This is a genomic window from Pseudomonas sp. ICBG1301 (genome assembly GCF_016918385.1).
GTDB lineage: Bacteria > Pseudomonadota > Gammaproteobacteria > Pseudomonadales > Pseudomonadaceae > Aquipseudomonas > Aquipseudomonas palleroniana.
On record NZ_JAEKGB010000016.1, the window covers coordinates 74509 to 99048 of the forward strand.

Below are 24540 nucleotides of genomic sequence, written 5' to 3' on the forward strand. Positions count from 1 at the left end.
GTATCAGTGAACCGGTAATTCCACGCCCTCGAACAGCTCTTCCAGTTCCTGCTTGTTGTGGCACTGGATCGCCTTGGCCATGACCTCGCGAGTCAGGTGCGGCGCGAACTTCTCGATGAAATCGCACATGAAGCCACGCAGGAACGTGCCACGACGGAAGCCGATCTTGGTCACACTGGACTCGAACAACTCGCTGGCGTCGAGAACCACCAGGTCCTTGTCGAGGCTGGTATCGACCGCCATCTTGGCGACGATACCCACGCCCAGGCCCAGGCGTACATAGGTCTTGATCACGTCGGCGTCGGCCGCGGTGAACACCACTTTGGGCGTAAGGCCACGGTGGCTGAAGGCTTCGTCGAGCTTGGAGCGGCCGGTAAAACCAAACACGTAGGTGACGATCGGGTATTCGGCCAGGGCTTCCAGGGTCAGCTTCGGCAGCTTGGCCAGCGGGTGGCCCTGGGGCACGACCACGCAGCGGTTCCAGCGATAGCAAGGCATCATCACCAGGTCACCGAACAGCTCCAGGGCTTCGGTGGCGATAGCGAAATCAACGGTGCCATCAGCCGCCATTTCGGCGATCTGCATCGGCGACCCCTGATGCATGTGCAGGGCGACATCGGGGTATTGCTTGATGAAATCGCGGATCACCGGCGGCAGTGCGTACCGCGCCTGGGTGTGGGTAGTGGCGATCGACAGGGTGCCTTTCTTCTCGTTGGAGAATTCCTGGGCGATCTGCTTGATGCTTTCGACCTTGCGCAGGATCTCGCCGGCGGTGGTGATGATGCGTTCACCAGCCGGAGTCACGCGGGTCAGATGTTTGCCGCTGCGCGCGAACACTTCGACGCCCAGCTCGTCTTCGAGCAGGCGGATCTGCTTGCTGATACCGGGTTGCGAGGTGTAGAGGCTTTGAGCAGTAGCGGAAACGTTGAGGTCGTGGTGCGCCACTTCCCAGATGTAGCGCAGTTGTTGAAGCTTCATATGTATCCCTCAAAGCAGATAGACGCCACGGGTATCAGCGACGGTATATAACTATATTAAAGGACGGATCGATAAATCTAGAACTTTTTATCATTCTTTACCGATCAAATATCATCGTTGCGGCGACGCTGCAACGATGGCACCAGGTAAACCGGCACTGTCGACAACTGCAGCACCCTTGCGGCGGTTCGCCCAAGGGGTGTGGCCGCTGCGGTTGCATCGCTGTGACTCCCTACGATCAACAGATCAACGGAAAGTTTACGCAACTGGTCGAGAATCACTTCGCAAGGATCCCCCTGAATCACTCGAACCGATTGAATCAATTTCAGGTCTTGCTCCCCTTCCCCCAACTCCTCACGAAAACTGTCCAGCACCCGTTGCTCGATCGTCGCCATGACCGTGTTCACTCCCTGACGCTGCCACTCATTCAACGCCCGCTCATCAAGGTAGCTCTGCAACACCGATTCGGCGAACAGCCCCATGGGTTCGACCACGTGAACCACATGCAGATCGGCATTGAACGTTCGGGCCAGTGCCAGCGCATGTTGCATCACATAAGGCGCATAGAGACCGAGGTCCGTGGCGTACAGCATCGAACGAATCATAGAACCTCCTGGGCAGCCAGGATGGCGGAGATTGAATGAGCTTAGCAGCGCCCGGGGCAGTTCGGCTCAGCTCTCGGTCTGGATTTTCAACTCATTGCTGATGCCATGGGGCACGTGCCCGGTGGCGACGACCTCCCTGGCCCTTTCGCAGTGACCGGCCTGGTCATCGAAAAACACATCGGCGGCGAAAGCCTCCAGAAATGCGGACTTATCCAGGCCGCCAAGGAACAATGACTCGTCGAGGCGGATATCCCACTCGCGCAACGTGCGGATCACCCGCTCATGGGAAGGCGCCGAGCGCGCCGTGACCAGCGCGGTGCGGATCGGGCACGCCTCGTCGACAAACTCGCGCTGCAACAAGTTGAGAGCCGCCAGGAAACCTTTGAACGGACCTCCGTGCAAAGGCTGGCGCGCCGACTCCCGCTCGTTGGCCTGAAACGCTGCCAAGCCGCCAGCCTGGTACACACGCTCGGACTCGTCGGAGAACAGCACGGCATCACCGTCGAATGCGATGCGCAATTCCTCGCTCGACGCTCGACGCGCGCCGCCCGAAAGAATGGTCGCCGCCGCAAACCCAGCGTCGAGGGCACTGCGCACATCGTCGGCATGGGTGGAAAGAAACAGATGGCAACCAAAGGCAGCCAAGTAGGGATATGGACTACGTCCACCTACGAAAGCGGCGCGGGAAATATCCAAGCCGTAATGCTGGATAGAGTTGAATACGCGCAGGCCGGTGTCAGCACTGTTGCGAGACACCAACACCACCTCGACCCGCGCACGGCCCAGGCTGGCGTTGAGGCTCAGCAGCTTTTTGACCAGCGGGAAGGCATCGCCGGGCTCAAGGGTTTCTTCCTCGTGCTCGATTTGATACTTGCGGTAAGCCTCCACGCCTTCGGCGAGGTAGACCTTGTGGCTGTCACTCAGGTCGAACAGCGCCCGTGAAGAAATCGCCAGCACCAGTTTGTCGCCCAAACCTTTTGCCATGGTGTTTCCCCCCGAATCAGCGATTGTGCCGATCTATAAAACTCAAGGCTTGATACAACGCCTGGATTCGTGGCAACTCGCAACCCGCGGCCTTTGCCGCCGCCAGCGGCCGGGCATAGATCGCCGCCAGTTCCAGCGGGCGCTTGTGCACATGGTCGTGGTACATGCTGGGCAGATAGTCATCCATGGTTTCGGTCATCGCAAACATCTGGTCGGCGTAACTCGCCGCAATGTCATGCCCGCAAGCACGGGCACCCTGCACCACTTCGGCCATCAACGCCTGGATCAATTCGCGGCTGGATTGATCCGCCATCAACGCCGTGGTGCCGGTGCCCAACAACACGGAAAGGCCGTTATAGGGAACGTTCCATACCAGCTTATGCCAACGCGCCTGGTGCACGTCGGCCATGGCCTGGGACTCGATGCCGGCCTGATGAAACAGCGCGGCGCCCTCTTCGACGATGGCCTTCCGGCCGGCTTCATCGTCGGCGGCACCGCCACTGTGATAACCCAGGTTGACCCGGCCCAATGCCTGATGCTCGACGACACCAGGGCCGGAGCGATGTACGCCGATGTAGCACAGGCCGCCAAGCAGGTGCAGCGACGGCGGCAGGTGCTCGCGTAAGCTGTCTTCGACATCCAGACCATTTTGCAGCAGCACAATCCTGGCATCCGGCGCCGCAACCTGGGCGAGCGTGGGGGCCAAGTCCACATTGCCGGTGGACTTGGTCCCCACCAGCAACCAATCGCACGCAGGCATATCGGCAGCGCGGGCGTAGGCCTGGACCGCAGACAGATGCAATTTGCCATGCACCTTGCTGTTGAGGTGCAAGCCATGCTCGCTGACGGCCGCGTATTCGCTGCGCAACAAGAAGTGCACATCGAAGCCGGCGCGGGCCAGCATCAGGCCGTAGTAGCCACCGATGGCGCCGGTACCAATGATGCCAATGCGTGGGGAAGGCTGTGCAACTGCGGTCATGGCAAATCCTCTGGAGTACGGGTAAGGGCTTGTTTTACTGCATCGCAAACGGCATCACGCGTAAGACGCGTCTGTATCTGCCCCAGGAACTGACCCTCGCACACCACGAATAACGCGGGCAAATGAAAGATCTGGTAGCGCTCGACGGCGCCGCCGTTGTGCCCGGCATCCACCCAGCACACGCGCTCCACCGGCAGGTGCCATCCGGGCAACTGCTGACGTGCGAAGCGGCAGCTGGAACAACCGACGCTGGTGAACACCACCAATGAAATACCTGGCAACCCCAGCAATTGCTGGTCAATATCCAGGTCGGTCAATTCCAGTTCCTTCACTATACTGCTGCCACTGCCGTCAACGGGACGGCGCTCGGAGTCCGTGTACATGGGTCGTTTTTTACCTCACCCTGATGATGTCGCTGTCGAGTTGATCCAACGTCCCTCTCCCACCATGCCCCGCCAACGCCTGCACACTATCGGCCTGGGCGGTGTCGCGTGCAATTATCCGCGTGCCTGGCGCCAGGGCACGGCGGTGGATCTGTGGATCCCGTCGCTGGGCGCGAGTGCCCGCTATCCGGGCTACGTGGCGTGGTGCCGCAAAGTCGAAAAGGGTTACCGTATCGGTATCTCGTTTACTGATGAGCACGCCTTGTTCGGTGCGCGGATGGGCGAACAAGTGTGCCAGATCGAGCGCTACTGCCGCTTGCACGAAGACGCCGAGCCGACACCTGCGCAGCACGAAGCCATGGCCCACGAGTGGGTTGCGCGCCATGCCGTCGAATTCTCCCATGAGGCTTTTGTGCAGCCTGTGCTGGATTAAAGCGGAGTTTGCCCATTGTCGCGGGCCGGTGATACGCGCTAAGGTTCCTTCCCCCTGCATTCAAATCATGCTGTGCTCCGCCGCACGGGGATGGCTGGCGGCCGGCACCGTGACCCTGACGAGTAACACGATGGCTGATTTACCGATCAACGACCTTAACGTCGAATCCAACGAGACCCTGATCACGCCCGATCAGCTCAAACGCGAAATCCCCCTGAGCGACGCTGCCTTGCAGACCGTCACCAAGGGCCGCGAAGTCATCCGTGACATTCTCGACGGTACCGACCACCGCCTGTTCGTGGTGATCGGCCCTTGCTCGATCCACGACCTCAAGGCTGCCCATGAGTACGCCGAGCGCCTCAAGGTGCTGGCGGCCGAAGTGTCCGATACCCTGTATCTGGTGATGCGGGTCTATTTCGAGAAGCCGCGCACTACAGTCGGCTGGAAAGGCTTGATCAACGATCCTTACCTGGATGACTCGTTCAAGATCCAGGACGGCTTGCACATCGGTCGCCAGTTGCTGCTGGACCTGGCTGAGATGGGCCTGCCCACCGCCACCGAAGCCCTCGACCCGATCTCGCCGCAATACCTGCAGGACCTGATCAGTTGGTCGGCCATCGGCGCACGTACCACCGAGTCCCAGACCCACCGCGAAATGGCGTCCGGCCTGTCCTCGGCCGTGGGCTTCAAGAACGGCACCGATGGCGGCTTGACGGTCGCGATCAACGCGCTGCAGTCGGTCTCCAGCCCCCACCGTTTCCTGGGCATCAACCAGGAAGGCGGCGTGTCCATCGTGACCACCAAGGGCAACGCCTACGGTCACGTGGTATTGCGCGGCGGCAACGGCAAGCCCAACTATGATTCGGTCAGCGTCGCGCTGTGCGAACAGGCGCTGAACAAGGCCAAGATCAAGCCGAACATCATGGTCGACTGCAGCCACGCCAACTCCAACAAGGACCCGGCGCTGCAACCGCTGGTGATGGAAAACGTCGCCAACCAGATCCTTGAAGGCAATCAGTCGATCATCGGCCTGATGGTCGAAAGTCACCTGAACTGGGGTTGCCAGGCGATTCCAAAAGACCTCGCCGACCTGCAGTACGGCGTGTCGATCACCGATGCCTGCATCGACTGGTCCGCTACCGAGACCACCTTGCGCAGCATGCACGCCAAGCTCAAGGACGTATTGCCCAAACGCAAACGCACCTGACACTGCATGACGCACACAAAAACGCCGGGCTGAGCCCGGCGTTTTTCATGGTGCGGTTTTAGGGTTCACAGCTTCGCGGCATGGCGCTGGTGGCGCTCCATGTAGCGCTCTACGTAAGAGCACGAAGGGATCACCGTGTAGCCGGCCTCTTCGGCGAACTTCAGCGCCTCTTCGGTCAACGCGGCAGCGATGCCACGGCCGCGCAATGCGTTGGGCACGAAGGTACGATAGATATCCAGGGTCTGCTTTCCGAGGTCCATGTAGGTCAGATAGGCACGATGACCGTCCACATTGGTCTCGAACTGATGACCAGCCTGGTCATGGTGGATGGACAACGCCTCGCTCATCACTACTCCTCGCGGGTCTGCAATTGCGACCCCTACCTTACCGATGTTTTTCCGGCGAAGGAACATCTACGCCACCCCGTGCCGGTTTCGACAACGAGAAACCCATAGCGCTCACAACCAGCACGTAGGGAGATAGTAGGCACCATTGCGGCAATTGCTCAAGCGCACACGTCATCCCTTGCTGCTGGTGGATATAGAAAGGGCCTCGATCAACCAATGATCGAAAGCCTGAACATTGCCGGCAGTTGAAGCTTGAGACGAACAGGCGCTCTTAAAGTCACCTCTACATGCGCAAAAGATGTGAGGCGGGTTAAAGGCAACCTGTACAAAAGTGTCACCCTGTATATATATATTCACACCTGTTCACTTGGCTTAACACATGCGGGCTGTAGCTTTCAGCCTGGATCCAATCTCCATCGCGATGGAGAGAATTGGATAGTTTTTATGCAGATGTCAAAAAGATTAGCCAAAATAGATGCAGCTCAAGATTTTTTTTTGCTTCTTGCGCTACGTCAGTTTACTTACTACAAGTAATGGGTAGTATGTACGCCGGCTATCAGCTCACTCTGAGAAAGTAGCCATTTAATAGAAAGTCCTTGAAGGGGAACACGATGAACAACGTTCTGAAATTCTCTGCTCTGGCTCTGGCCGCAGTTCTGGCTACCGGTTGCAGCAGCGTCTCCAAAGAAACCGAAGCTCGTCTGACTGCTACTGAAGACGCAGCAGCTCGCTCCCAGGCTCGTGCAGACGAAGCCTACCGTAAAGCTGATGAAGCTCTGGCTGCTGCTCAAAAAGCACAACAGACTGCTGACGAAGCTAACGAGCGCGCTCTGCGCATGCTTGAAAAAGCAAGCCGCAAGTAATAATCCTTCGGGGTTGTTATCAAGCCGATCCATTCTTGGGTCGGCTTTTTTATTGCCTGGGATTCAGCCCAAAACCTGCGGCAATAAAAAACCCGCCACGACCCAAGGCCATGGCGGGCTTGTCCAGAGGCTTACTGCTGCAAATCAACCGGCGCGCTGGAAGCGACCGGGGCGGCACCCGGTACGCCGATTTCAGTCGGCAGGCCATCTTCGGCGGCGACCACATCGCGCACCTGATCCCAGTTGACCCGCAGGTTGTTGGCCAAGTCTTCGCGCTTGAGCAAGGCATTGATGACCGCAGTATGCTTGTCGACCACTGATGGCGTGCCATCGTCGTTCAGCGGCGTGTGCGCTTCAAGGTAGACCTTGCCGCCGCTGCTGCCGAACTTGTAGGCATCGTTGATGATACGTACCGAGGTGCCCACCGGCACCATGCTGGCCATTTCCAACACGTTGTTGTTGAACATGCGGAAGCAACCGTGGCTTGTACGCGTGCCGATACCAAATTTCATGTTGGAGCCGTGGATCAGATAACCCGGCGTGCCCAGGGTGAACTTGAACGGCCCCAGCGGGTTGTCCGGACCGGCGGGCACCACATTGGGCAGCGGGTCACCATTGGCGGCGTGTTCGGCCTTGATCGAGGCAGGCGGTGTCCACGTCGGGTTCGGCGTCTTGGCGATGATGCTGGTATGGGCAATCGGCGAGCCCCAGCCTTCACGGCCAATCCCCAAGGGGAAGGTGTAGACCACGTTCTGCCCTTTGGGGAAGTAGTAGAGCCGGTATTCCGCCAGGTTGATCACGATGCCTTCGCGAGGGCCAGGCGGCAGGATGAACCGCGTCGGCAGCACAATCTCGGTGCCCGCGCCAGGCAACCAGGCATCCACGCCCGGGTTGGCCGCGACCATTTCCGAATAGCCCAGGTCGTAGGTAGTGCCAAGGTCAGCAAAGGTATCTTCGTATTTGGCCTTGATCACCTGGACCTGACCAACAATGTCCTCACCTGGTGGTGGCAAGGGCAACTGCAAGGCTGCCGACGGGCCGGCCGCACAGAGAGCAGCGAGAGACAGGCAGCAGGTGACGACGGAAAGGCGCGACAACATCCGGGAAATCCTTCGCAGAACGACGGGTAGGAAAAAACTGATTGTATACGTGAAGCGAGCGTCAAGCATCCATCGCCCCGCTACAGCTCGAAGCGCAGCTCCGGCCAGATCGGCGGCGTGCCGCGCTTTTGCGATTCGAGAATGGCGCGACACAAGGGGCAAAGCCGCTGATCCTGAAAAAGCGAGCGGTCCACCGATGACCAACGGGGTTGCGCGGGCAACAAAGTGCCGCACAGCGTACGGTCGATCGAGCCGCCCAACTCCAGCTGGCGCGCCACCAAATGCACCCTGACTTCCTGGCAGGCGAACAGATCCAGCTGCTCGTCCGGCTCGATCAGTTGGTAGTTAAACAGGGACCAGGCAGGACGCGACATCAAGGGCTCCAAATCAGGGGGGCGCCACATTAGCCGAAAGCCTGCCGCTAGAAAAGCGTCATAACAGCGGTTTTAGCGTCGGCCAGACATTTTCCAGCAATTTGCCCTGGGCACCGACTGCCGGGTGCAGTTGATCCGCCTGCATCAACTCCGGATGCCCGCCCACGCCGTCAAGAAAAAACGGCACCAACGGCACGTTTTTCTCTTTGGCCAATACGCCGTACACCTCAGCGAATGCAGTGGTGTAACGCGGGCCGTAATTGGGCGGTAGTTGCATCCCCAACAGCAGCACCTTGGCACCACCGGCTTTGGATTGGTCGATCATCGATGCAAGATTTTGTTTCAATTGCGCTGGAGGCTGGCCACGCAAGCCGTCATTGCCGCCCAGCTCGATAACCACGACATCCGGCTTATGCTCTGCAAGCGCCGCCGGCAGCCGCGCCAGGCCTCCGGCGCTGGTGTCGCCGCTGATGGATGCATTGACTACTTTATCGTCGAAACCTTCCTGCTTGAGCCGTTGCTCCAGCAGCGCGACCCACCCTTTGCGGGTATCCAGGCCGAAACCGGCACTGATACTATCGCCAACGATCAGGACTGTACCCGCCGCTGCGTTCTGGGCCATGCACATCAAGGCCAGGCCAGCACTCAAAAACCACATTCGCATCGGATTCTCCATGGGCGCAAGCATTCTCACCGCGCGAAACCTTAGCAAAGTGGTTCCCAGCGCGGAAGGTGAACTGACTATCCTGCACCAACTGAGCCTGGAACTGAACAAAGGCGATAGCCTGGCTATCGTCGGCAGTTCCGGCTCCGGCAAATCCACTCTCCTGGGGCTGCTGGCCGGCCTCGACCTGCCCAGCAGCGGCGAAGTCACGCTTGCCGGTCAAGCCCTGAGCACCCTGGATGAAGACCAGCGCGCACGCATCCGTGCCGAGCATGTGGGTTTTGTATTCCAGTCTTTCCAACTGCTCGACAGCCTCAATGCATTGGAAAACGTCATGCTGCCGCTGGAGCTGGACGGCCGCCAGGACGCCCGCGAGCGCGCCCGGCACCTGCTGGAGCGCGTTGGCCTGGGCCAGCGGCTGACCCACTCGCCGCGCCAGCTTTCCGGCGGCGAACAGCAACGGGTTGCGATCGCTCGCGCCTTTGCGGCAGAACCCGACGTGCTGTTTGCCGACGAGCCCACCGGCAACCTCGACAGTCACACCGGCGAGCGCATCAGTGATTTGCTGTTCGAACTCAACAAGGAGAGCGGCACGACCCTGGTGCTGGTCACCCACGATGAGCGCCTGGCTCATCGTTGCCGGCGTTTGATCCGCCTTGAAGCCGGCCTGATGGTCGCGCCCCTGGAGCCTTGATGGCACGTTTGCCGCTATTGCGTCTGTTCAGCCTTGCCATGCGTCAATTGCTGCGCGATGCCCGCGCCGGCGAATTGCGTGTGCTGTTCTTCGCCCTGCTGGTGGCTGTTGCTGCCAGCACTGCCATCGGCTACTTCGGCGCACGCCTCAACGGCGCCATGCTGTTGCGCGCCACTGAATTTCTCGGTGCCGACCTGGTGCTCGAAGGCAGTTCGCCGGCTCGCCCCGAGCAGATCCAAACCGGGACCGAACTGGGCCTGGATCACGCACGCATCGTAGAGTTCTCCAGTGTTATCGCCACGGATAACGGTATCCAACTCTCCAGCATCAAGGCGGTCAACGAGCAATACCCGCTGCGCGGCGAGCTTAAAAGTGCCGCGCAGCCGTTCGGGGTCGAAACAGCGGGAGGCGGCCCCAAGCCCGGAGAGGCCTGGGTAGAGGCACGGCTGCTGACAGCGCTGGACCTGAAGGTTGGCGACAGCATCGATGTCGGCATGAAGACCCTGCACCTGACACGCATACTGACCTATGAGCCCGACCGGGCCGGCAATTTCTACAGCCTCACGCCCCGGGTGATGATCAACCTGGCCGACCTGGAGGCGACCGGCGTGGTCCAGCCCGGCAGCCGCGTCAGCTACCGCGAACTGTGGCGGGCGCCCCAAGGCAGTACGGCGCTGCAAACCTATCGTGACCTGGTCAAACCCGGCCTCGCCGCCAACCAGCGTCTGCAGGACTCACGCGACGGCAATCAGCAAATCGGCGGTGCGCTGGGCAAGGCCGAGCGCTACCTGAACATGGCCAGCCTGGTGGCAGTGCTGCTGGCCGGGGTAGCAGTGGCGTTATCGGCCAATCGTTTTGCCAGCCGACGTTTCGATGCCAGCGCGCTGCTGCGTTGCCTGGGGTTGTCACGGCGCGAAGCGATGTTGCTGTTCAGCCTGCAACTGAGCGTATTGGGACTGCTGGCAAGCCTGACCGGCGCCCTGCTCGGCTGGCTGGCGCAGTTCGGGCTGTTCTATTTCCTGCACGACCTGCTGCCGGCGGACGTGCCACCCGGCGGGTTGTTACCTGCGGTCGCGGGGATTGGCACCGGGCTGGTTGCCCTTGCCGGCTTCGCCCTGCCGCCGCTGGCTGCCCTGGGCCGTGTTCCACCGCTGCGAGTATTGCGGCGTGACCTGTTGCCTATCCCCTCCAGCACCTGGATGGTCTACGGCGCCGCCTTGTTCGCCCTCGGGTTGATCATGTGGCGCCTGAGCCTCGACCTGGTACTGACTTTCGCGCTGCTGGGCGGTGGCGTGGTGGCGGCGCTGATCCTCGGCGGCCTGCTTCTATTGCTGCTGCAAAGCCTGCGGCGATTGTTGGCCCGTGCATCCCTGCCCTGGCGCCTGGGCCTGGGACAATTGCTGCGTCATCCGCTGGCGGCGGCAGGCCAGTCCCTGGCCTTTGGCTTGATCCTGTTATCCATGGGGTTGATCGCCCTGTTGCGCGGCGAATTGCTCGATACCTGGCAGAACCAGTTGCCCAAGGATGCCCCCAACTATTTCGCACTGAACATCCTGCCGGCCGACAAAGACGCTTTTGGCGCGCGCCTGCTGCAGGTGCAAGCCCAATCCGCACCGCTGTATCCGGTCGTGCCGGGCCGGTTGATCAGCATCAATGGCGTTGCGGTGCAGGAAGTGGTCAGCAAGGACTCCAGCGGCGACCGTGCCGTGCAGCGCGACCTGAGCCTGACCTGGGCCGCCGATTTGCCACCGGGCAATGTCCTGAGCGCCGGCTCCTGGTGGTCGCCGCAACCGAGCGATAGCATTCCCGGGGTGTCGGTAGAAGCCAAGGTTGCCGAAAGCCTGAAGCTCAAGCTCGACGATCACCTGGTGTTCACAGTCGGTGGCGAGAATCGCGAAGCCCGCGTGACCAGCCTGCGTACGATCAATTGGGATAATTTCCAACCCAACTTCTTCATGATCTTCCAGCCGGGCACATTGAAGGATCTGCCCGCCACCTACCTGACCAGCTTCTATCTCGCGCCGGGCCACGACCAACAGATCGTCGATCTGTCCAGGGCCTTCCCGGCCGTTACCATCCTGCAGGTCGAGGCACTCCTGGAACAGTTGCGCAGCATCCTCGCCCAAGTCACCCTGGCGGTGGAGTATGTGCTGCTGTTTGTGTTGGCGGCAGGAATGGCCGTGCTGTTCTCCGGTTTGCAGGCCACCCTGGATGAGCGAATTCGCCAAGGCGCGCTGTTGCGTGCCTTGGGCGCCGAACGCAAGTTGCTGGTCAAAGCGCGACGCATTGAGTTCGGCTTGCTGGGTGCAGTCAGCGGTCTGCTGGCCGCACTCGGCACAGAGCTGGTGACCTGGGTGCTGTATCGCTACGCGTTTGACCTGGCCTGGCACCCTCACCCGTGGCTGCTGCTGTTGCCGGTGATAGGTGCCCTACTCATTGGTGGCGCCGGGGTCTTCGGCACGCGCCGTGCGTTGAATGCCAGCCCGCTAACAGTACTGCGCGAAGGCTGAAACGCCGACGGCCTGCACCCTGCCCCGGGCGCAGGCCGTCATTGCCTACTTCTCATATTCGATGTGCGTGATCCACCAGCACACTTCCCCGTTTGGGGTCTGCACAATCGCTTCATCGTCCACTTCCTTGCGCAGCAGCGCACGCGCCATGGGCGAGTCAATCGAGATGTAATCCATGCGGTCGTAGATCTCGTCATAACCCACGATGCGAAAGCGCTTGGTGTCACCCTGTTCGTTTTCGATCTCCACCCAGGCACCGAAAAATACTTTCCCCTCTTGCTCGGGCCGGTACTCCACCACGCGCATGTCTTCCAGGCGTTTGCGCAGGTAACGCACCCGCCGGTCGATTTCACGCAGCAGCTTCTTGTTGTACTGGTAGTCCGCGTTTTCGCTGCGGTCTCCCAGGGAAGCGGCCCATGTCACTTTGCGCGTGGTATCCGGGCGCTTCTCACGCCACAGGTAATCCAGCTCTTTTTTCAGCGCATCATGACCTTCTTTGGTAATCAGCTTGGTACTCAAACCCTTGCATCCCCAGGTAATGTCCAATGGTGCCGATAGGCCACGGCCTCATGCCCTGGCGCCGGCGGGCTGGAGCTGATGATAAATGAACCCTGCAAAGTAGCCAGACCGGCAGGCAGATCAATTCATCTCAGGCGCCTCCAGGACCCGGTCCAGCTCAAGCAGCGTGCTGTGCAGGTGCTGCCGCATGGCTGACAGCTGCGACATCACCAGCGTCAATTTTTCGGTTTTTTGGCCGGCCCCGAGCAGCTCGTCCTGCAGTTGCCTGTGACGCTGCTCGACCTCGCGGCTTTTCTCATCCAGCTGGCTTTGCTGCTGGTGCAGGCGAACTTGCCACTGTTCAAGCATCTCTTCTCGCTCGATGGCCGCATGCTTTTTTTGCGCCAGCTCCTGGGCGACCCGGGCAAGATTAGCCAGTGTGCTGTCCACCTCAAGCAAGGTGGCGTGCTCCTGGTGAGCCGGCAGTTTCGCGGACGCAACTTCGCTCGATTCAAGCTCAACCGGCAGTGTACTCAGCCCCGCGGGTACGGATGCGTCGGGTAACGCGCTCACCGAATGTGAAGGTTCCTCGACAGTGTATTGATCCGCCGACTGAGTAGCGGCCTTCGGATGGCTCACGTCCTTCGGCGGTGCCACCATTTGGGACGAAAAGCGAATGCTCGGCACGATGACCGTCGTGCTTTCGATCGCGGGCAATGTGGGCGCTGACATGCCCAAGGTGATCACCTTCATCACCAGCGCCTTCTTGATAATCACCGAGTGATGATCTTCGGGCCTGGCAGGCGGCAACCTGCAACCTTTCAAATCCACAAAATGAAAAGGCGTCTGGGGCTCGCCAGGGCCACTTGTCTTTGCGCCAGAGGCGCTCATGAGGATCTGCTTGAAGACCTGCATCGCCACTTGCAGGTCTTCCTTGGAGTCCACGCCCCCGAGGAAATAGCGCTCGAGTTTTTTACGCAATGCCGCGATATAAACCCGCGAGTGACCGGGTTCAGCCTCTTCATCCAGGCTATATACAAGAAAGTTCGAGTCGATCTGCGCGACAGCAAACCCACAGAGCAGTGCACCGTTGACGGGCGCCTCTTCACCACTGCGTTCAAGAACAAGGGTACGTAGAAGCATCATGACAGTCAGACCTCATCACAAAAAAGAAAACTTTATATAAACATCAGATAAACATCCGACCATTAACAAGCCCTCAAAACAAAACAATTGTTTCAGTGAGTTATCAAACCGAGCGTAGGACTTGTCTTATTAATCAGATCACGCGTTCCCAAGCGCAACTATTGAACGTACCCTTTTTAATGACCTCAACGGCCATCCACCCCTGCCAAACTTATTCGGTAAACCCATGATCGAGATAAGCAACCTGACGAAACAACTTGGCAGAAAAAACATCATTACCGACTTTTCATTCTGCACCCAGCGGCGAGAATGCATAGGTCTGTTTGGCGAGCGGGGTTCCGGCAAGACAACGTTATTGAACTTGATCTCGGGTGCGATCAAGCCAACTTCCGGAAAAATCAATATTCAGGGTGTGAGTACCCAGCCCGATCCCATTCAAACAAGGAACGCAGTGGGCTATCAACTTCATGACGGCCTCAGTCACGATGTGATGTCCGTCAAAAGCCTGCTGAACTTTGTTGCCGCCGTCAGGGGATTGCGTGGTGCCGAAAAACGCAAAAGAGTTGATCAAGTCGTTATGCGCCTGGAACTGTCATCCGTATTCAACTGCCCGATGGATACGCTCTCCCTTGGCATACAGCGCAAAGTTGCAATTGCCCAAGCCATCGTGCATTCACCCGAGTTGCTTTTACTGGACGAGCCCTTGGAAGGACTTGACCCTGATCAGTGGCTCAAGCTCAGGACACTTATCCAATCCCTGAGCGAAGAAATGACCCTCATCATCGCCTCCCGTCATTGCGACGCGCTGTCTGATCTTTGCACCCGGGCGCTGGTTATCGCGGGGGGGCGCCTGAAGGCCGATACCTCTCTGGTGGACCTGCAACGCAGCTCCAGACATTACCAAGCTGTAACCCTGGCCGCCAATACACCACTGGATTTACTGGCGCTCGCCGTCTTACCCGGCGTCGCAGGCATTGAAGAAGACCGGCATACACCGGGCACGGTGACGGTTCTGGCCATGCCTGGCCACGCCATTTTCCCTTCCATCAACGCGCTCATCACCCACCGCGGCTGGAACATCACGTCCATGCACCTGGAGCCAGGACGCTTGAACGACGTTGTTCACCATCTCAGCCAAGAGGTATCCCCTTGAAACTGCTAACCGTCATTTTCAAACGCCAGCTCGCCAGTTATGCCTCTTCACCCAGTACTTATCTGAGCGTAGCGGTGTTCCTGGCGCTCTGTGCCACGCTGGGGTTGCACACCCAGCAGTGGCTGGAGCGAAACAGCGGCGACTTGCAAGCCTTCTTCGAGTTTCACCCCTGGCTCTATCTTCTGCTGATTCCCACTTTATCGACGCAGTTATGGTCAGATGAACATAACGCGAGCTTTTCGAACATGATGAAAACCTTGCCTGTCACCTCGACGGAACGCGTTATCGGAAAGTTCATGGCGGCTTGGGTCGTGTGCAGCATTGCCCTGCTTTTAAACTTTCCAATAGTGATCGCCACTCACTATCTTGGCACCGCCGACAACGGCGTTATCGCCTCACAATTCATCGCCAGCTGGTTACTGGCGGGCAGTTACCTGGCGGTCGGTTGCTTTGTCTGTGTACTGACTCACCAACGCATTGTGATTTTCCTGTTGACGCTGGGTCTGCTACTAACCATCAGCGGCCTGTCTTCCATACTCGATGCGCTGGAACATCAGGCCCCGATATGGGTGGTCGATAGCTTGATATCGCTCAATCCTATTTTACGTTTCAACACGATGGACAGCGGAAAACTGACCCTTCACGACGTGTTTTACTTCATCAGTATCATCCTTGTTTTTCTTTCAGCGACGACTGTCACACTCAACTATAAAAACCGCTGAGAAGGAAAGCCCCTGATGCGATCCGCTTTTCGTACAGGCATGACGCTCATCGTCATGTCGCTACTTTTTCTCGCATTCAATCTGGTCTGGATAAAAAAACTACCTGACATTCGCTGGGATTTTTCACAAGAGAAAAACCATACTTTATCGCCGGCCGCGAGAAACTTTCTTACAACTCTCGAAGGCCCGCTGGATTTGTATTACTTCAACTCAGTCAATGATCCCAAGAAACCCCACGCATTAAAACGCTACGGTCAACGAGTGGAAGATTTACTCAGGGAGTTTGAAAAAGCAGCCAGGGGCCTGATCAACCTGCATGTTATCGACCCGGCCCCATTTTCCGAGGAAGCCTACAAGGCCAGTTTATTCGGACTGGATAATACGCAAGGTTTCATGGGCCTCATCGGCACACGCACCGGCCAAAGTGCACAGCGCATCGAAGCTTTCAGCCCAGACCAGGCGCCCTTGCTTGAGTATGAAATCAGCCAACTGATCCATGCCTTGATGCAGCCTGAACGTCCGACTGTCGGCGTGCTGTCGGGGCTCGCGTCCAATGCTGCTGCGGGAGAACTGTTGGCGCAGATGCGCGGGCATTTCAACCTGGTGGAACTGAGCGCCAACATCGCCCAGGTACCGGCATCGATCGGAACGTTGATGGTCATCCACCCGCGCACCCTGCCCGAGCAAGCCTTGTATGCGATTGAACAGCACGTATTAAAGGGCGCCAGGCTTATGATCTTCATCGACCCGGTGAGCGAGATGGCCACGGGCTCCGTCTCGACAGACTCCAAGCTGGAGGAACTGCTTGCGGCCTGGAGTGTGCAGATGCCGACGGACAAGCTGTTGGTCGATAGCCTCTACGCCTCATCGGCCACCCAGGGCCCAGGAAAGCCGATGGTATTGCACCCGGCCAGGCTGAACCTGCCACGACAGGCCATGACCGCCAACGATATAAGCAGTTGGAAACTGAGCTCAATGATCGTGTCGAGCAGCGGCGCACTTTCCCGCACGCGGAAAAGCCGTATGACCTTCACGCCCCTGCTGCAAAGCTCCCGGCAATCGGTACTGCTCGACGCAAGGCAATTTGCTTTCGCGACGACGTTCGATTCACTTGCCGATAACGCCGCTGCGCCCAGGCAGGCCCACGTTATTGCGGCTCGCCTTGAGGGCCCCGCCTACTCGGTGTTTCCCGAGGGACTGAATGGAAAGCCACCCGGAGTGCAGAAAGCCTCACAGATCCAGGTCGTGGTGGTCGCCGACACGGATATGCTCGCAGACGCGGTCATCCGCTCGGCCCCCAACAGCAACGTGCAATTTGTCTTGAACACCTTGGATAACCTGGCGGCATCACCGGCGCTTGCGGCCATTCGACCACGCGCCACGCACAGCCGGCCCCTGCATACGCTCGAACACATGCGTGAGACCGCGGCGCAGGCTTATCGGGAAAGCGCGGGAGAGCTGGAACGACGACTTGAGCACACGGAACAAGAGTGGCAACGCTTGAACCCACAGGCTGCGAGTGTGGGTACCCAGGCAGTGGCAGCCAATACCCAGTTGCAAGCGCTCAACAAGGAGCGCCTGCGACTGCCCATGGAACTCAACGCGCTGAGGGTCAAGGCTTACGCGCCCGTGCATCGCTTCGAAGACAGCCTGAAGCTGCTGCTGATCGCGACGGTGCCGCTGCTGTTATGCCTGATCGCCTGGATGCTGGCTTTTTGGTTGCGTCGGCGTCGGGCGCGCTCTTCAGCGGCCGGTCACTGAGCTCTCAGCGGCGGGTGATCAGGCCCTGTCGGGCAATACGCGTGAGGTGGCGGATCACGTCATCGGCATTGCCGGCACTGGGCGCCTGTATCACCGCGAGGTCGAAACTGTTGCTGGCAAAACGCGCCAGGGAATCACCGTCTTCAACGAACTGGATCAGAAACGCCGAAGGCCGCCCAGTACGACGAGGCCAGCCATCCAGATAACGCAGCAGCGTCGGCTGGTGCTTGCCGCCAAGCAGGATCTTTGGATTGCGTTGAGTCAGGCCCGCAGTGATCGGGGCGAGTCGAATAAGGGGGCGTAGTGCATTCATCGTGTCGTGTCTCTGCCTCAAAAGTCTGCGGGCAGGTGAGAGGCAACACCGAACCAGCGCTTTAGCGGTATTTCGAAGTGTGCTCTGCAGGGCAGAACCGTCTCCTGTCGGGCTGCATCGAGTCCCGGTGGCGCCCCGCAATTAGCTGTTTAAATCGGCGCATGAGCAGCATCCTAGAGAAGCCGATAGGCCAGTGTCAAGAATCCCGGACAACGAAAAAGCCCGCACGTGGCGGGCTTTTGGGGGACGTTAACCGAGGGTCAGCGGCTGATGGCGCCATCGGCCGACAGTTTGCCGGCGCCTTCCAGCAGCACGGCCAGCGTACCGCCCAGCAAGGCCAATGCGAACTCATAACCGTTGTTGGCCATGAACAGACCGTTGTGGATATGCACCGAGAAAATCGCCACCAGTGTAAGAATGGTCAAACCCAATGCCGCAGGGCGTGCCAACAAGCCGATGATCAGCGCCAGGCCGGCAAAGAACTCGGTACCGCCCGACAACACGGCCATCAGGGTGCCGGGTGCCAGGCCGATGCTTTCCATCCACTGTGCAGTGCCGGCCAGGCCATAACCGCCAAACCAGCCGAAGAGTTTCTGTGAGCCGTGGGCGGCGAAGATAATGCCGACAAAGATACGCAGGATGGTCAGGCCATAACCGGCGCGGGTGGACAGAATGCTTTTGATCAGTGGGCTCATCGGGGTAATCCTTTTCTAAGTAGGGGGTGGTTGGCCGCTATATTAATCAAATTAAGCAATGTTAAAAGCCGAAAAAATGCCTAATAGACATCGAATAAATCGATTATTTACGTGAGGCGATCTTTGGCCCTGCCGGCTCCAGGGACTCCCGCTCCCGATTGAACGCCAGGTAATACTTGTTCACGCTATTAACATAGCTGACGCCACCCATCCCCACCTGCTCCATGGCAATGCGTTCAACCTGGAAGAACCACTGGTTCGGATTCAGCCCACGCCGTCGCGCCTCCGCCCGCATGCCCTGTACGCGCTCCGGGCCCATGTTGTAAGCCGCCAATACAAAGGCCATGCGCTCTCTTTCGTTGAGCTTGGGGCTGGCGAAGAACTTCCGACGGATCATCGACAAGTAGCGCGCGCCCGCCTGCACATTGCTATCAAGGCTCTCGATACTATTCACCCCGACCCGCTGGGCCGCTGAAGGGGTGATCTGCATCAAGCCCGTAGGCCCACCGCTGTTGCGCGCACCAGGGTCCAGTGCGGACTCCTTGAACGCCAGCGCGGCCAGGTTCAACCAGTCAATGCCCTGCTCCCGGGCATGTTTTTGCAGGACCGGGCGCAGCTTCTCCAGGCGCTGGCGGTCGGCGCGAGCCAGTGGGTTGCGCACCTGATAGAGGCGTCGGTAGATCCGTTGAAAGGCCACATCCTGATCGGACGGGGTGCGATAAACCTTGAGGAACCGATCGATGCTGGCCCGCAGCATCGAAGCATCCTGGCGCACGAACCAATATTCGTCACCCGGCTCGCTGATCACGACCTGCTTGTCAAAACGAAGCTTGGGCAGGATTTTCGACCAGCGTTCGGCGATGGGTTTCTCAACGATGGTCAAGTGGAAGATCCCGGCCTGGACCATCTCCAGCACATCTTCCACCGCCAATGTCGGATCGACCCACTCCACCTTTATCGGTGGTTGCTTGTGCAGCGCAAGCTTCTGATTGACCTGGCTGATGGCATCCGCCGCGGCACTGCCGGTGGTCAGCGACAATGTTCGCCCCGATAATTGCTCAAGCCTGGTAAACCGGCGCTCACCTTTCACTCTCACCAGCCATAACGGCACATTGCTGACGATCGGATCGCTGGTGCTGAGCTTGTGCGCAGCCTTTACATCCAACAGCTCGCCGGGGGCGACCAGGTCACCTTCGCCACGGGCCAACGCGCCGAGCAACTGGTCCTTGGCCTTGGGAATGATCTTGAGGCTGATTTCTTCACCGTCACGGGCATGGCCGTTCAAGTACTGCTCAAAGGCGCGCAGGCGGTGGTACTCGACACCGATCGCCTGGCCCTGAATTTCGCCCGAGCTGTTGCGGCTCTGATTGACCAGCACGCGCAGGGTGCGGCTGGAACGAATCTGCGCCAGGTCTCGCACCTTGCCGGGCTTGGTCACTTCCACCGGGCCGTCCAGACGCGCTGCCGCCGTCATCGGCAGCAGCAACGTCAAGCACAACATGAGCAACGCCGAGGGTCGGATCATCCGCTCTCCGGAAAGAATACTGGCCAGCGCCCTCGTGAAAGACGAGGCACTGGAGGTCAGAAACAGAGCGCTTAAAGCGCTGGCAAGGCGCGCAACGGTGGCAGGGAGGCAGGCATTCGGCCCACCACAATGTCACTTGCGACGTTCAAAGACAGCTTTAACTCGTTGTAGTTCTTCGTTTTCTTATAAATCTACAGCTCTGATATGCTTTCCGGCCGCAGGCGGAGATAGCACCATGCAACTCATTGATATCGGCGTCAACCTGACCAACCCCAGTTTCGACGAGAGGCATCAAGCCGTTCTCGATCGCGCCTATGCCGCCGGCGTACAACAATTGGTGCTGACCGGTACTAGTGTCGACGGCAGCGAACAAGCCTTGGAACTGTGCGTAAAACTCGACGACAGCGGCCAGCATCTGTTCAGCACGGCGGGCATCCATCCGCACTCCGCCAGCGACTGGAACGGCGACAGCGCCCAGCGTTTACGCGGCTTGCTCAGCGAAGGCCGGGTACGTGCCGTGGGCGAATGCGGGCTGGATTTCAACCGGGACTTTTCCCCGCGCCCTCAGCAGGAAAAAGTCCTCGAAGAGCACCTGGCCCTGGCGGTCGAGTTGAAACTGCCGGTGTTTCTCCACGAACGCGATGCCAACCAGCGCCTGCTGGAGATCCTCAAGGATTACCGCGACCACCTGACCGCCGCCGTGGTGCATTGCTTCACCGGCGAGCAGCAGGCGCTCTTCAGCTACCTCGACCTTGACCTGCATATCGGCATCACCGGCTGGATCTGCGACGAACGCCGTGGGACACATCTGCATCCACTGGTCAGGGAAATCCCGCGCGGGCGCCTGATGCTGGAAAGTGACGCGCCCTACCTGCTGCCGCGCACCCTGCGACCAAAGCCGAAAAATGGTCGCAATGAACCGGCCTATTTGCCGCAGGTGCTGCATGAGGTTGCCCTGCACCGCAGCGAAACCCCGGAAGATCTGGCCGAACACAGCACAGCCTGTGCCCGTGCGTTTTTTGGGCTGCCCTGCCTGGGTTGAGACAACCGGGTCGATGCGGTGCATTGACCCATGTCAAAACCGGATTTCTGAATAGCGGCACAATAATGGCACCTTGCCAATGCTGTTTCCGCTATCAGAGAAAACCTTCCATGGGTGCCTGGCTTAGCAATATCTCGCTGAAATACAAATTCTGGGCCGTCAACGCGGTGGCCTTCATCACCACCCTGTTGCTGGTGTTGTACGCCGTGCAGCTCGAACAACAGGCACGCAACGATGCGGCCCGAACCTCGGCGCAAGCGCAAGCACGATTGCTCGCGGCCTGGCCTGCCGACAAGGCGCTGCCCACGGACGAGCATTGGTTGACGTTTGCCCGGGGCCAAGTCCCACAATTGGCAGACCAGGATCTGTCAGCCCTCAGCAGCGCCAGCGGCTGGGTCGAGCTGAATCACAGGGCCTTGTTCGGTGAAAACCCGCTGATCGGTGCTGAAGTCATTACACGTGCCGGCGGGCCACAGATCGCCGTGTTGGCCTATGGACGCAGCCTGAGCCAGGTCTTCGCCGAACGCTTCGCCAACTACGCGGTGGCGGTGCTGATCCTGATGCTGGCGATGCTCGGTGCCTCGCAACTGCTGATCCGTTTCCTGCTCAGTCAACTCAATACCCTCAAGGACGTGATGCTGCACGTTGAGAAAACCGGCGATCTGTCGGCCCGCGTGCCCCTGGCCTGCAAAGACGAAGTCGGCCAGATGGCCAGCGCGTTCAACGCCATGCAGGCCGGCTACCAGCGCGTGGTCAACACGGTGGCAAGCACCGCTCGGCAACTGGACGAGGGCGCCGCACGCCTGGCCAGCAGCATGAACGAAGTGCAACACGGCATGCTCGGCCAGCAGAGCGAAACCGACCAGGCCGCCACGGCGATTAATGAGATGACCGCCACCGTCCACCACATCGCCCAACACGCCAGCGCCACCCGCGATCTATCCCAGACCGCCGACACCCTTGCCGGCAGCGGCCAGGAGGTGGTCATCCGCGTGCAACACTCCATTGCCGGGCTGTCCACCGGCGTGCAACAAACGGCGGAAATGATCCAGAAACTGGCCGAGGACAGCCAGAAAATCAACGGCGTGGTCAGCGTGATCCACAGCATCGCCGAACAGACCAACCTGCTCGCCCTTAACGCCGCCATCGAAGCCGCTCGCGCCGGAGAAATGGGCCGGGGCTTCGCCGTCGTCGCCGACGAAGTGCGCAACCTCGCCAAACGCGTGCAAAGCTCCACCGATGAAATCACCCGCATGGTCTCGGCGCTGCAAGCCGGTACTCGCGATGCGGTGGATTTCATGCAAGAAAGCTCATTCAAGGCCGACGACTGCGTGCAGCAGGCCCAGGAAGCCGGCGCCGCACTGGCCGAAATCACGGGGGCCGTGGCACAGATGCGCGAGAGCAACACTCAGATCGCCGTGGCCGCCGAGCAGCAAAGCCATGTCGCCGAAGAAATGAACCGGGCGGTGGTGAGTATTCGCGATGTGACGGAAAACACCGTGCAACAGACCGTGGGCTCGGCCAGCACCAGCAATGAACTGGCGACGCTGGCTGGAGCGCTAAGCAAAGCGATCGGGCAGCTGAAGCTGTAGGGCTGTTCAACCTCTAATCCTGTGCCTACAACAGAAGCTCGATTTACTCGAACTTTTGGCGAAACGCCCTACTTCTGTTGACGAATAGGTCCGGCTTCTTTTCCTTACAAACCTCTCCAAAGTCCTTCGCCTGATCATTCAGTGCGAGGGACCGCCGATGTACTTCTCCGTAACTACCTTGCCCGATAGGGCTGCCTTTTGATCCCGGTGATTGCCAGGTTTGTCCTGGCCCCCATGGACGCCAAAACGCCGGACGTTGAACATGTCTTGCGTGATTTCAGAACCTGCCTGAATACCTTCGACGACTGGGCTGAAAGTTTTTGGAGCGGTTCGGCACTGGATCTTGAGCAGGTGTTCAAGGTCGGCGACAACGTCGCACTGACCGCGCCGAGTTCGTCTACAGCGCCCAGCGCCACCGTTGCCCTGTGCAAAGCCCAGGGTTCACTGACCCTGGTGCATATGTTCGAAAGCACGCAGTTCGTGCCCATCGGCAATACACCCGTGGCGCTGCAAGCCATTGCAGCAGATGGCAGCCCGGTGGGGCCACCCATCCAGGACACCATCGGCCCCAGCGGCATCCTTGAAGTCCAGGGCTGCACGCGTGATCAGCGTTATCAAGTCACCTTCTATCCCAACGTGTCCAAGGACCACGTCAAGGCGCTGTATGCGTCTTATCAATCGGTGATCGCGGGGCTGGAAGCCCGACTGCGCATTGAATGGACGCAGACCTTCAGCGCCCAGTGGAGCGACTTTTCAAAGGCCACGTCTTTGGAACGCAGTGTGATGCAAAGTGTGGCGCTCTCAAGCGGAATCGCCCAAGCCCTCTACAACCTTTGGGACAACATCACACAACTCTGTGACCTGCTGGCGGACATCAAGCCCAACAGCCAGAAGCTGCTGCAATACCTCTCCCAAACTGAACTTGATCAACTGCTGAAACTGAGCAGCGAGGCCGTTGCACAGGGCTTGCTCGTGCTCAGCGACGAGCCACTGCTGTTCATTTACCTATCAGCCATGGTCGCCTGGATACGCATGCTGCCGCCGCCAGACATGTATGAGCTGCTGGGTGAAATCACTGGCGAAGTACTGATCAACCTGTTTCTGATCTGGGCCACCCGGGGCATGGGCGTGCAACTTCGGCTGGGAGCCCAGGTATTGGGGCCTATCAAATCCGGGCGGGTGCGCGGCTGGCTGGAAACGCTGGCGAATCAGCTGGTGGGGCCACCTCTGGAGCCCCATGCAGAAGCGCTGAAACCGCTGTTGCTGAACAGTGCGCCGATACCGATCAAGACGGTGCCGGTTGGGCCGTTGAAAGCTGGCGATCAGTTGGTTTCCAACCCCGTACCGGCGGTTCGGGACAAGGCGACACAACGTACCGTGCTGGTCAGGCAGGAGCCTGTCAACGATGTGCCGGCCTCGGGGAAAAACCTCAACGGGGAGGCTTCGGCATCGGCGGACAAGACCGCCTCCCATGGCTGCCCGGTGTCGATGGTCACTGGCGAGGAGTTGCTGACCCTCACCGATGGAACGCTGGATGGCGTGTTGCCGTTTGAGTGGACGCGGCTGTATCGCACCAGTGCCGTGGAGGTGGATTGTGGGTTGGGGTTTGGCTGGAGCCATGCGCTGGCGCACAGGCTTGTCGTTGATGGCGACTCGGTGGTGTGGACGGATCATGAGAATCGCTGCACTGAGTTTCCTTTGCCCACCGCGTCGCGGCCCGCGATCACCAATAGCCTGGCTGAAGCGGCGATCTATCTGGGCGCTCTGCCCGATGAATTAGTGCTGGCCCAGGCGTCGCGCTTCTACCACTTTTGCGACGGTGTGCTGACCGCCATCAGCGATGCGTACGACAACCGGCTGCGTATTCTGCGGGATCGCTCGGGGCGTATTGAACGGCTGGATAACGGCGTCGGCCGCTCGCTGTTCTTGCGCTATGAGCTTGGGCGCATTGTGGCGGTGGACTATCAGGTTC

The 24540-nt window shown here is 59.3% G+C and carries 25 protein-coding genes; 11 read left to right on the forward strand and 14 right to left on the reverse strand.

The features are described 5' to 3' along the window. Window positions 1–3: 3 nt before the first annotated feature. From cysB to JBE38_RS26595, 5 genes are all read right to left on the reverse strand, one after another. On the reverse strand, window positions 4–978 hold the full coding sequence (cysB, locus tag JBE38_RS26575; RefSeq protein ID WP_060753258.1) for an HTH-type transcriptional regulator CysB: 975 nt from the start codon (window positions 976–978) through the stop codon (window positions 4–6). A 104-nt stretch (window positions 979–1082) separates the two neighbouring features. Next, the gene (locus tag JBE38_RS26580; protein ID WP_205345496.1) at window positions 1083–1583 is read right to left on the reverse strand and encodes a universal stress protein; all 501 of its coding nucleotides are present in this window, start codon (window positions 1581–1583) and stop codon (window positions 1083–1085) included. Window positions 1584–1649: 66 nt separating this feature from the next. Continuing rightward, on the reverse strand, window positions 1650–2567 hold the full coding sequence (locus JBE38_RS26585; protein ID WP_060753256.1) for a 5'-nucleotidase: 918 nt from the start codon (window positions 2565–2567) through the stop codon (window positions 1650–1652). A gap of 16 nt (window positions 2568–2583) precedes the next feature. Further along, on the reverse strand, window positions 2584–3546 hold the full coding sequence (locus JBE38_RS26590; protein ID WP_205345497.1) for a putative 2-dehydropantoate 2-reductase: 963 nt from the start codon (window positions 3544–3546) through the stop codon (window positions 2584–2586). Next, complete coding sequence (locus JBE38_RS26595; protein ID WP_060753254.1) at window positions 3543–3929, reverse strand: hypothetical protein; 387 nt, start codon at window positions 3927–3929, stop codon at window positions 3543–3545. Before JBE38_RS26595 ends, JBE38_RS26590 begins: the two co-directional genes overlap by 4 nt. Here JBE38_RS26595 and JBE38_RS26600 point away from each other — a divergent pair. Then, window positions 3928–4362 carry a PilZ domain-containing protein gene (locus JBE38_RS26600; protein WP_060753253.1) on the forward strand — a complete coding sequence of 145 codons (435 nt, stop codon included), beginning with the start codon at window positions 3928–3930 and terminating at the stop codon, window positions 4360–4362. The two genes, JBE38_RS26595 and JBE38_RS26600, sit on opposite strands and share 2 nt — an antisense overlap. A gap of 130 nt (window positions 4363–4492) precedes the next feature. Continuing rightward, complete coding sequence (locus JBE38_RS26605; protein ID WP_060753323.1) at window positions 4493–5569, forward strand: 3-deoxy-7-phosphoheptulonate synthase; 1077 nt, start codon at window positions 4493–4495, stop codon at window positions 5567–5569. A 65-nt stretch (window positions 5570–5634) separates the two neighbouring features. Here the strand turns inward: JBE38_RS26605 and JBE38_RS26610 are convergent, their stop codons facing one another. After that, entirely contained in the window at window positions 5635–5916 is a 282-nt protein-coding gene (locus tag JBE38_RS26610) for a GNAT family N-acetyltransferase (protein WP_003189869.1), read from the reverse strand. A 611-nt stretch (window positions 5917–6527) separates the two neighbouring features. On the opposite strand from JBE38_RS26610, the gene oprI reads away from it, so the two are divergent. Further along, window positions 6528–6779, forward strand: coding sequence for an outer membrane lipoprotei OprI (oprI, locus tag JBE38_RS26615; RefSeq protein ID WP_003172710.1), 252 nt, complete (start codon window positions 6528–6530; stop codon window positions 6777–6779). A gap of 131 nt (window positions 6780–6910) precedes the next feature. Here oprI and JBE38_RS26620 read toward each other — a convergent pair whose 3' ends face one another. From JBE38_RS26620 to JBE38_RS26630, 3 genes are all read right to left on the reverse strand, one after another. Then, complete coding sequence (locus tag JBE38_RS26620; RefSeq protein WP_060753252.1) at window positions 6911–7879, reverse strand: L,D-transpeptidase family protein; 969 nt, start codon at window positions 7877–7879, stop codon at window positions 6911–6913. 80 nt (window positions 7880–7959) lie between these two features. After that, window positions 7960–8253 (reverse strand): hypothetical protein, encoded by a 294-nt coding sequence (locus JBE38_RS26625; RefSeq protein ID WP_060753251.1) that lies wholly within the window; start codon window positions 8251–8253, stop codon window positions 7960–7962. A 58-nt stretch (window positions 8254–8311) separates the two neighbouring features. After that, window positions 8312–8917: an arylesterase gene (locus JBE38_RS26630; RefSeq protein WP_012722978.1), complete on the reverse strand. Its 606-nt coding sequence runs from the start codon at window positions 8915–8917 to the stop codon at window positions 8312–8314. A gap of 10 nt (window positions 8918–8927) precedes the next feature. Between JBE38_RS26630 and JBE38_RS26635 the strand changes: the two genes are divergently transcribed. Then, window positions 8928–9611 (forward strand): ABC transporter ATP-binding protein, encoded by a 684-nt coding sequence (locus tag JBE38_RS26635; protein ID WP_060753249.1) that lies wholly within the window; start codon window positions 8928–8930, stop codon window positions 9609–9611. After that, the gene (locus JBE38_RS26640; RefSeq protein ID WP_205345498.1) at window positions 9611–12121 is read left to right on the forward strand and encodes an ABC transporter permease; all 2511 of its coding nucleotides are present in this window, start codon (window positions 9611–9613) and stop codon (window positions 12119–12121) included. Before JBE38_RS26635 ends, JBE38_RS26640 begins: the two co-directional genes overlap by 1 nt. Window positions 12122–12166: 45 nt before the next feature. Here JBE38_RS26640 and greB read toward each other — a convergent pair whose 3' ends face one another. Together greB and JBE38_RS26650 are read right to left on the reverse strand one after the other, a co-directional pair. Continuing rightward, window positions 12167–12640 carry a transcription elongation factor GreB gene (greB, locus tag JBE38_RS26645; protein WP_060753247.1) on the reverse strand — a complete coding sequence of 158 codons (474 nt, stop codon included), beginning with the start codon at window positions 12638–12640 and terminating at the stop codon, window positions 12167–12169. Window positions 12641–12760: 120 nt separating this feature from the next. After that, a complete protein-coding gene (locus tag JBE38_RS26650; RefSeq protein WP_205345499.1) occupies window positions 12761–13765 on the reverse strand; it encodes a hypothetical protein in 1005 nt (334 codons plus the stop codon). A gap of 226 nt (window positions 13766–13991) precedes the next feature. On the opposite strand from JBE38_RS26650, the gene JBE38_RS26655 reads away from it, so the two are divergent. From JBE38_RS26655 to JBE38_RS26665, 3 genes are read left to right on the forward strand one after another with little or no spacing between them, the layout of a single operon-like run. Beyond that, complete coding sequence (locus JBE38_RS26655) at window positions 13992–14918, forward strand: ATP-binding cassette domain-containing protein (RefSeq protein WP_205345500.1); 927 nt, start codon at window positions 13992–13994, stop codon at window positions 14916–14918. After that, the gene (locus tag JBE38_RS26660; protein ID WP_205345501.1) at window positions 14915–15640 is read left to right on the forward strand and encodes an ABC transporter permease; all 726 of its coding nucleotides are present in this window, start codon (window positions 14915–14917) and stop codon (window positions 15638–15640) included. Before JBE38_RS26655 ends, JBE38_RS26660 begins: the two co-directional genes overlap by 4 nt. Window positions 15641–15655: 15 nt before the next feature. Next, window positions 15656–17401 carry a GldG family protein gene (locus tag JBE38_RS26665; protein ID WP_205345502.1) on the forward strand — a complete coding sequence of 582 codons (1746 nt, stop codon included), beginning with the start codon at window positions 15656–15658 and terminating at the stop codon, window positions 17399–17401. A gap of 4 nt (window positions 17402–17405) precedes the next feature. On the opposite strand, the gene JBE38_RS26670 is transcribed toward JBE38_RS26665, so the two are convergent. The 3 genes from JBE38_RS26670 to JBE38_RS26680 form a co-directional block, all read right to left on the reverse strand. Further along, entirely contained in the window at window positions 17406–17714 is a 309-nt protein-coding gene (locus tag JBE38_RS26670; RefSeq protein WP_060753242.1) for a hypothetical protein, read from the reverse strand. A gap of 260 nt (window positions 17715–17974) precedes the next feature. Continuing rightward, window positions 17975–18409, reverse strand: coding sequence for a DoxX family protein (locus JBE38_RS26675; RefSeq protein WP_060753241.1), 435 nt, complete (start codon window positions 18407–18409; stop codon window positions 17975–17977). A gap of 103 nt (window positions 18410–18512) precedes the next feature. Then, window positions 18513–19934, reverse strand: a complete 1422-nt coding sequence (locus JBE38_RS26680; RefSeq protein WP_205345503.1) for a transglycosylase SLT domain-containing protein — start codon at window positions 19932–19934, stop codon at window positions 18513–18515. Between the two features lie 235 nt (window positions 19935–20169). Between JBE38_RS26680 and JBE38_RS26685 the strand changes: the two genes are divergently transcribed. The 3 genes from JBE38_RS26685 to JBE38_RS26695 form a co-directional block, all read left to right on the forward strand. Beyond that, window positions 20170–20976 (forward strand): TatD family hydrolase, encoded by an 807-nt coding sequence (locus tag JBE38_RS26685; protein ID WP_060753239.1) that lies wholly within the window; start codon window positions 20170–20172, stop codon window positions 20974–20976. A gap of 110 nt (window positions 20977–21086) precedes the next feature. Continuing rightward, window positions 21087–22568, forward strand: coding sequence for a methyl-accepting chemotaxis protein (locus JBE38_RS26690; protein ID WP_205345504.1), 1482 nt, complete (start codon window positions 21087–21089; stop codon window positions 22566–22568). 198 nt (window positions 22569–22766) lie between these two features. Then, window positions 22767–24540: DUF6531 domain-containing protein (locus tag JBE38_RS26695; protein ID WP_240202613.1), on the forward strand; the 1774-nt coding region annotated here is incomplete at its 3' end.

Coding starts and splice junctions, on each gene's coding strand:
- JBE38_RS26605 (WP_060753323.1), top strand. CDS start 4,493: ATGGCTGATTTACCGATCAACGACCTTAACGTCGAATCCAACGAGACC.
- JBE38_RS26635 (WP_060753249.1), top strand. CDS start 8,928: ATGGGCGCAAGCATTCTCACCGCGCGAAACCTTAGCAAAGTGGTTCCC.
- JBE38_RS26675 (WP_060753241.1), bottom strand. CDS start 18,409: ATGAGCCCACTGATCAAAAGCATTCTGTCCACCCGCGCCGGTTATGGC.
- JBE38_RS26595 (WP_060753254.1), bottom strand. CDS start 3,929: ATGTACACGGACTCCGAGCGCCGTCCCGTTGACGGCAGTGGCAGCAGT.
- JBE38_RS26625 (WP_060753251.1), bottom strand. CDS start 8,253: ATGTCGCGTCCTGCCTGGTCCCTGTTTAACTACCAACTGATCGAGCCG.
- oprI (WP_003172710.1), top strand. CDS start 6,528: ATGAACAACGTTCTGAAATTCTCTGCTCTGGCTCTGGCCGCAGTTCTG.
- JBE38_RS26585 (WP_060753256.1), bottom strand. CDS start 2,567: ATGGCAAAAGGTTTGGGCGACAAACTGGTGCTGGCGATTTCTTCACGG.
- JBE38_RS26590 (WP_205345497.1), bottom strand. CDS start 3,546: ATGACCGCAGTTGCACAGCCTTCCCCACGCATTGGCATCATTGGTACC.
- cysB (WP_060753258.1), bottom strand. CDS start 978: ATGAAGCTTCAACAACTGCGCTACATCTGGGAAGTGGCGCACCACGAC.
- JBE38_RS26690 (WP_205345504.1), top strand. CDS start 21,087: ATGGGTGCCTGGCTTAGCAATATCTCGCTGAAATACAAATTCTGGGCC.
- JBE38_RS26630 (WP_012722978.1), bottom strand. CDS start 8,917: ATGCGAATGTGGTTTTTGAGTGCTGGCCTGGCCTTGATGTGCATGGCC.
- JBE38_RS26650 (WP_205345499.1), bottom strand. CDS start 13,765: ATGATGCTTCTACGTACCCTTGTTCTTGAACGCAGTGGTGAAGAGGCG.
- JBE38_RS26680 (WP_205345503.1), bottom strand. CDS start 19,934: ATGATCCGACCCTCGGCGTTGCTCATGTTGTGCTTGACGTTGCTGCTG.
- JBE38_RS26685 (WP_060753239.1), top strand. CDS start 20,170: ATGCAACTCATTGATATCGGCGTCAACCTGACCAACCCCAGTTTCGAC.
- JBE38_RS26600 (WP_060753253.1), top strand. CDS start 3,928: ATGGGTCGTTTTTTACCTCACCCTGATGATGTCGCTGTCGAGTTGATC.
- JBE38_RS26640 (WP_205345498.1), top strand. CDS start 9,611: ATGGCACGTTTGCCGCTATTGCGTCTGTTCAGCCTTGCCATGCGTCAA.
- JBE38_RS26670 (WP_060753242.1), bottom strand. CDS start 17,714: ATGAATGCACTACGCCCCCTTATTCGACTCGCCCCGATCACTGCGGGC.
- JBE38_RS26665 (WP_205345502.1), top strand. CDS start 15,656: ATGCGATCCGCTTTTCGTACAGGCATGACGCTCATCGTCATGTCGCTA.
- JBE38_RS26610 (WP_003189869.1), bottom strand. CDS start 5,916: ATGAGCGAGGCGTTGTCCATCCACCATGACCAGGCTGGTCATCAGTTC.
- JBE38_RS26655 (WP_205345500.1), top strand. CDS start 13,992: ATGATCGAGATAAGCAACCTGACGAAACAACTTGGCAGAAAAAACATC.
- JBE38_RS26580 (WP_205345496.1), bottom strand. CDS start 1,583: ATGATTCGTTCGATGCTGTACGCCACGGACCTCGGTCTCTATGCGCCT.
- JBE38_RS26620 (WP_060753252.1), bottom strand. CDS start 7,879: ATGTTGTCGCGCCTTTCCGTCGTCACCTGCTGCCTGTCTCTCGCTGCT.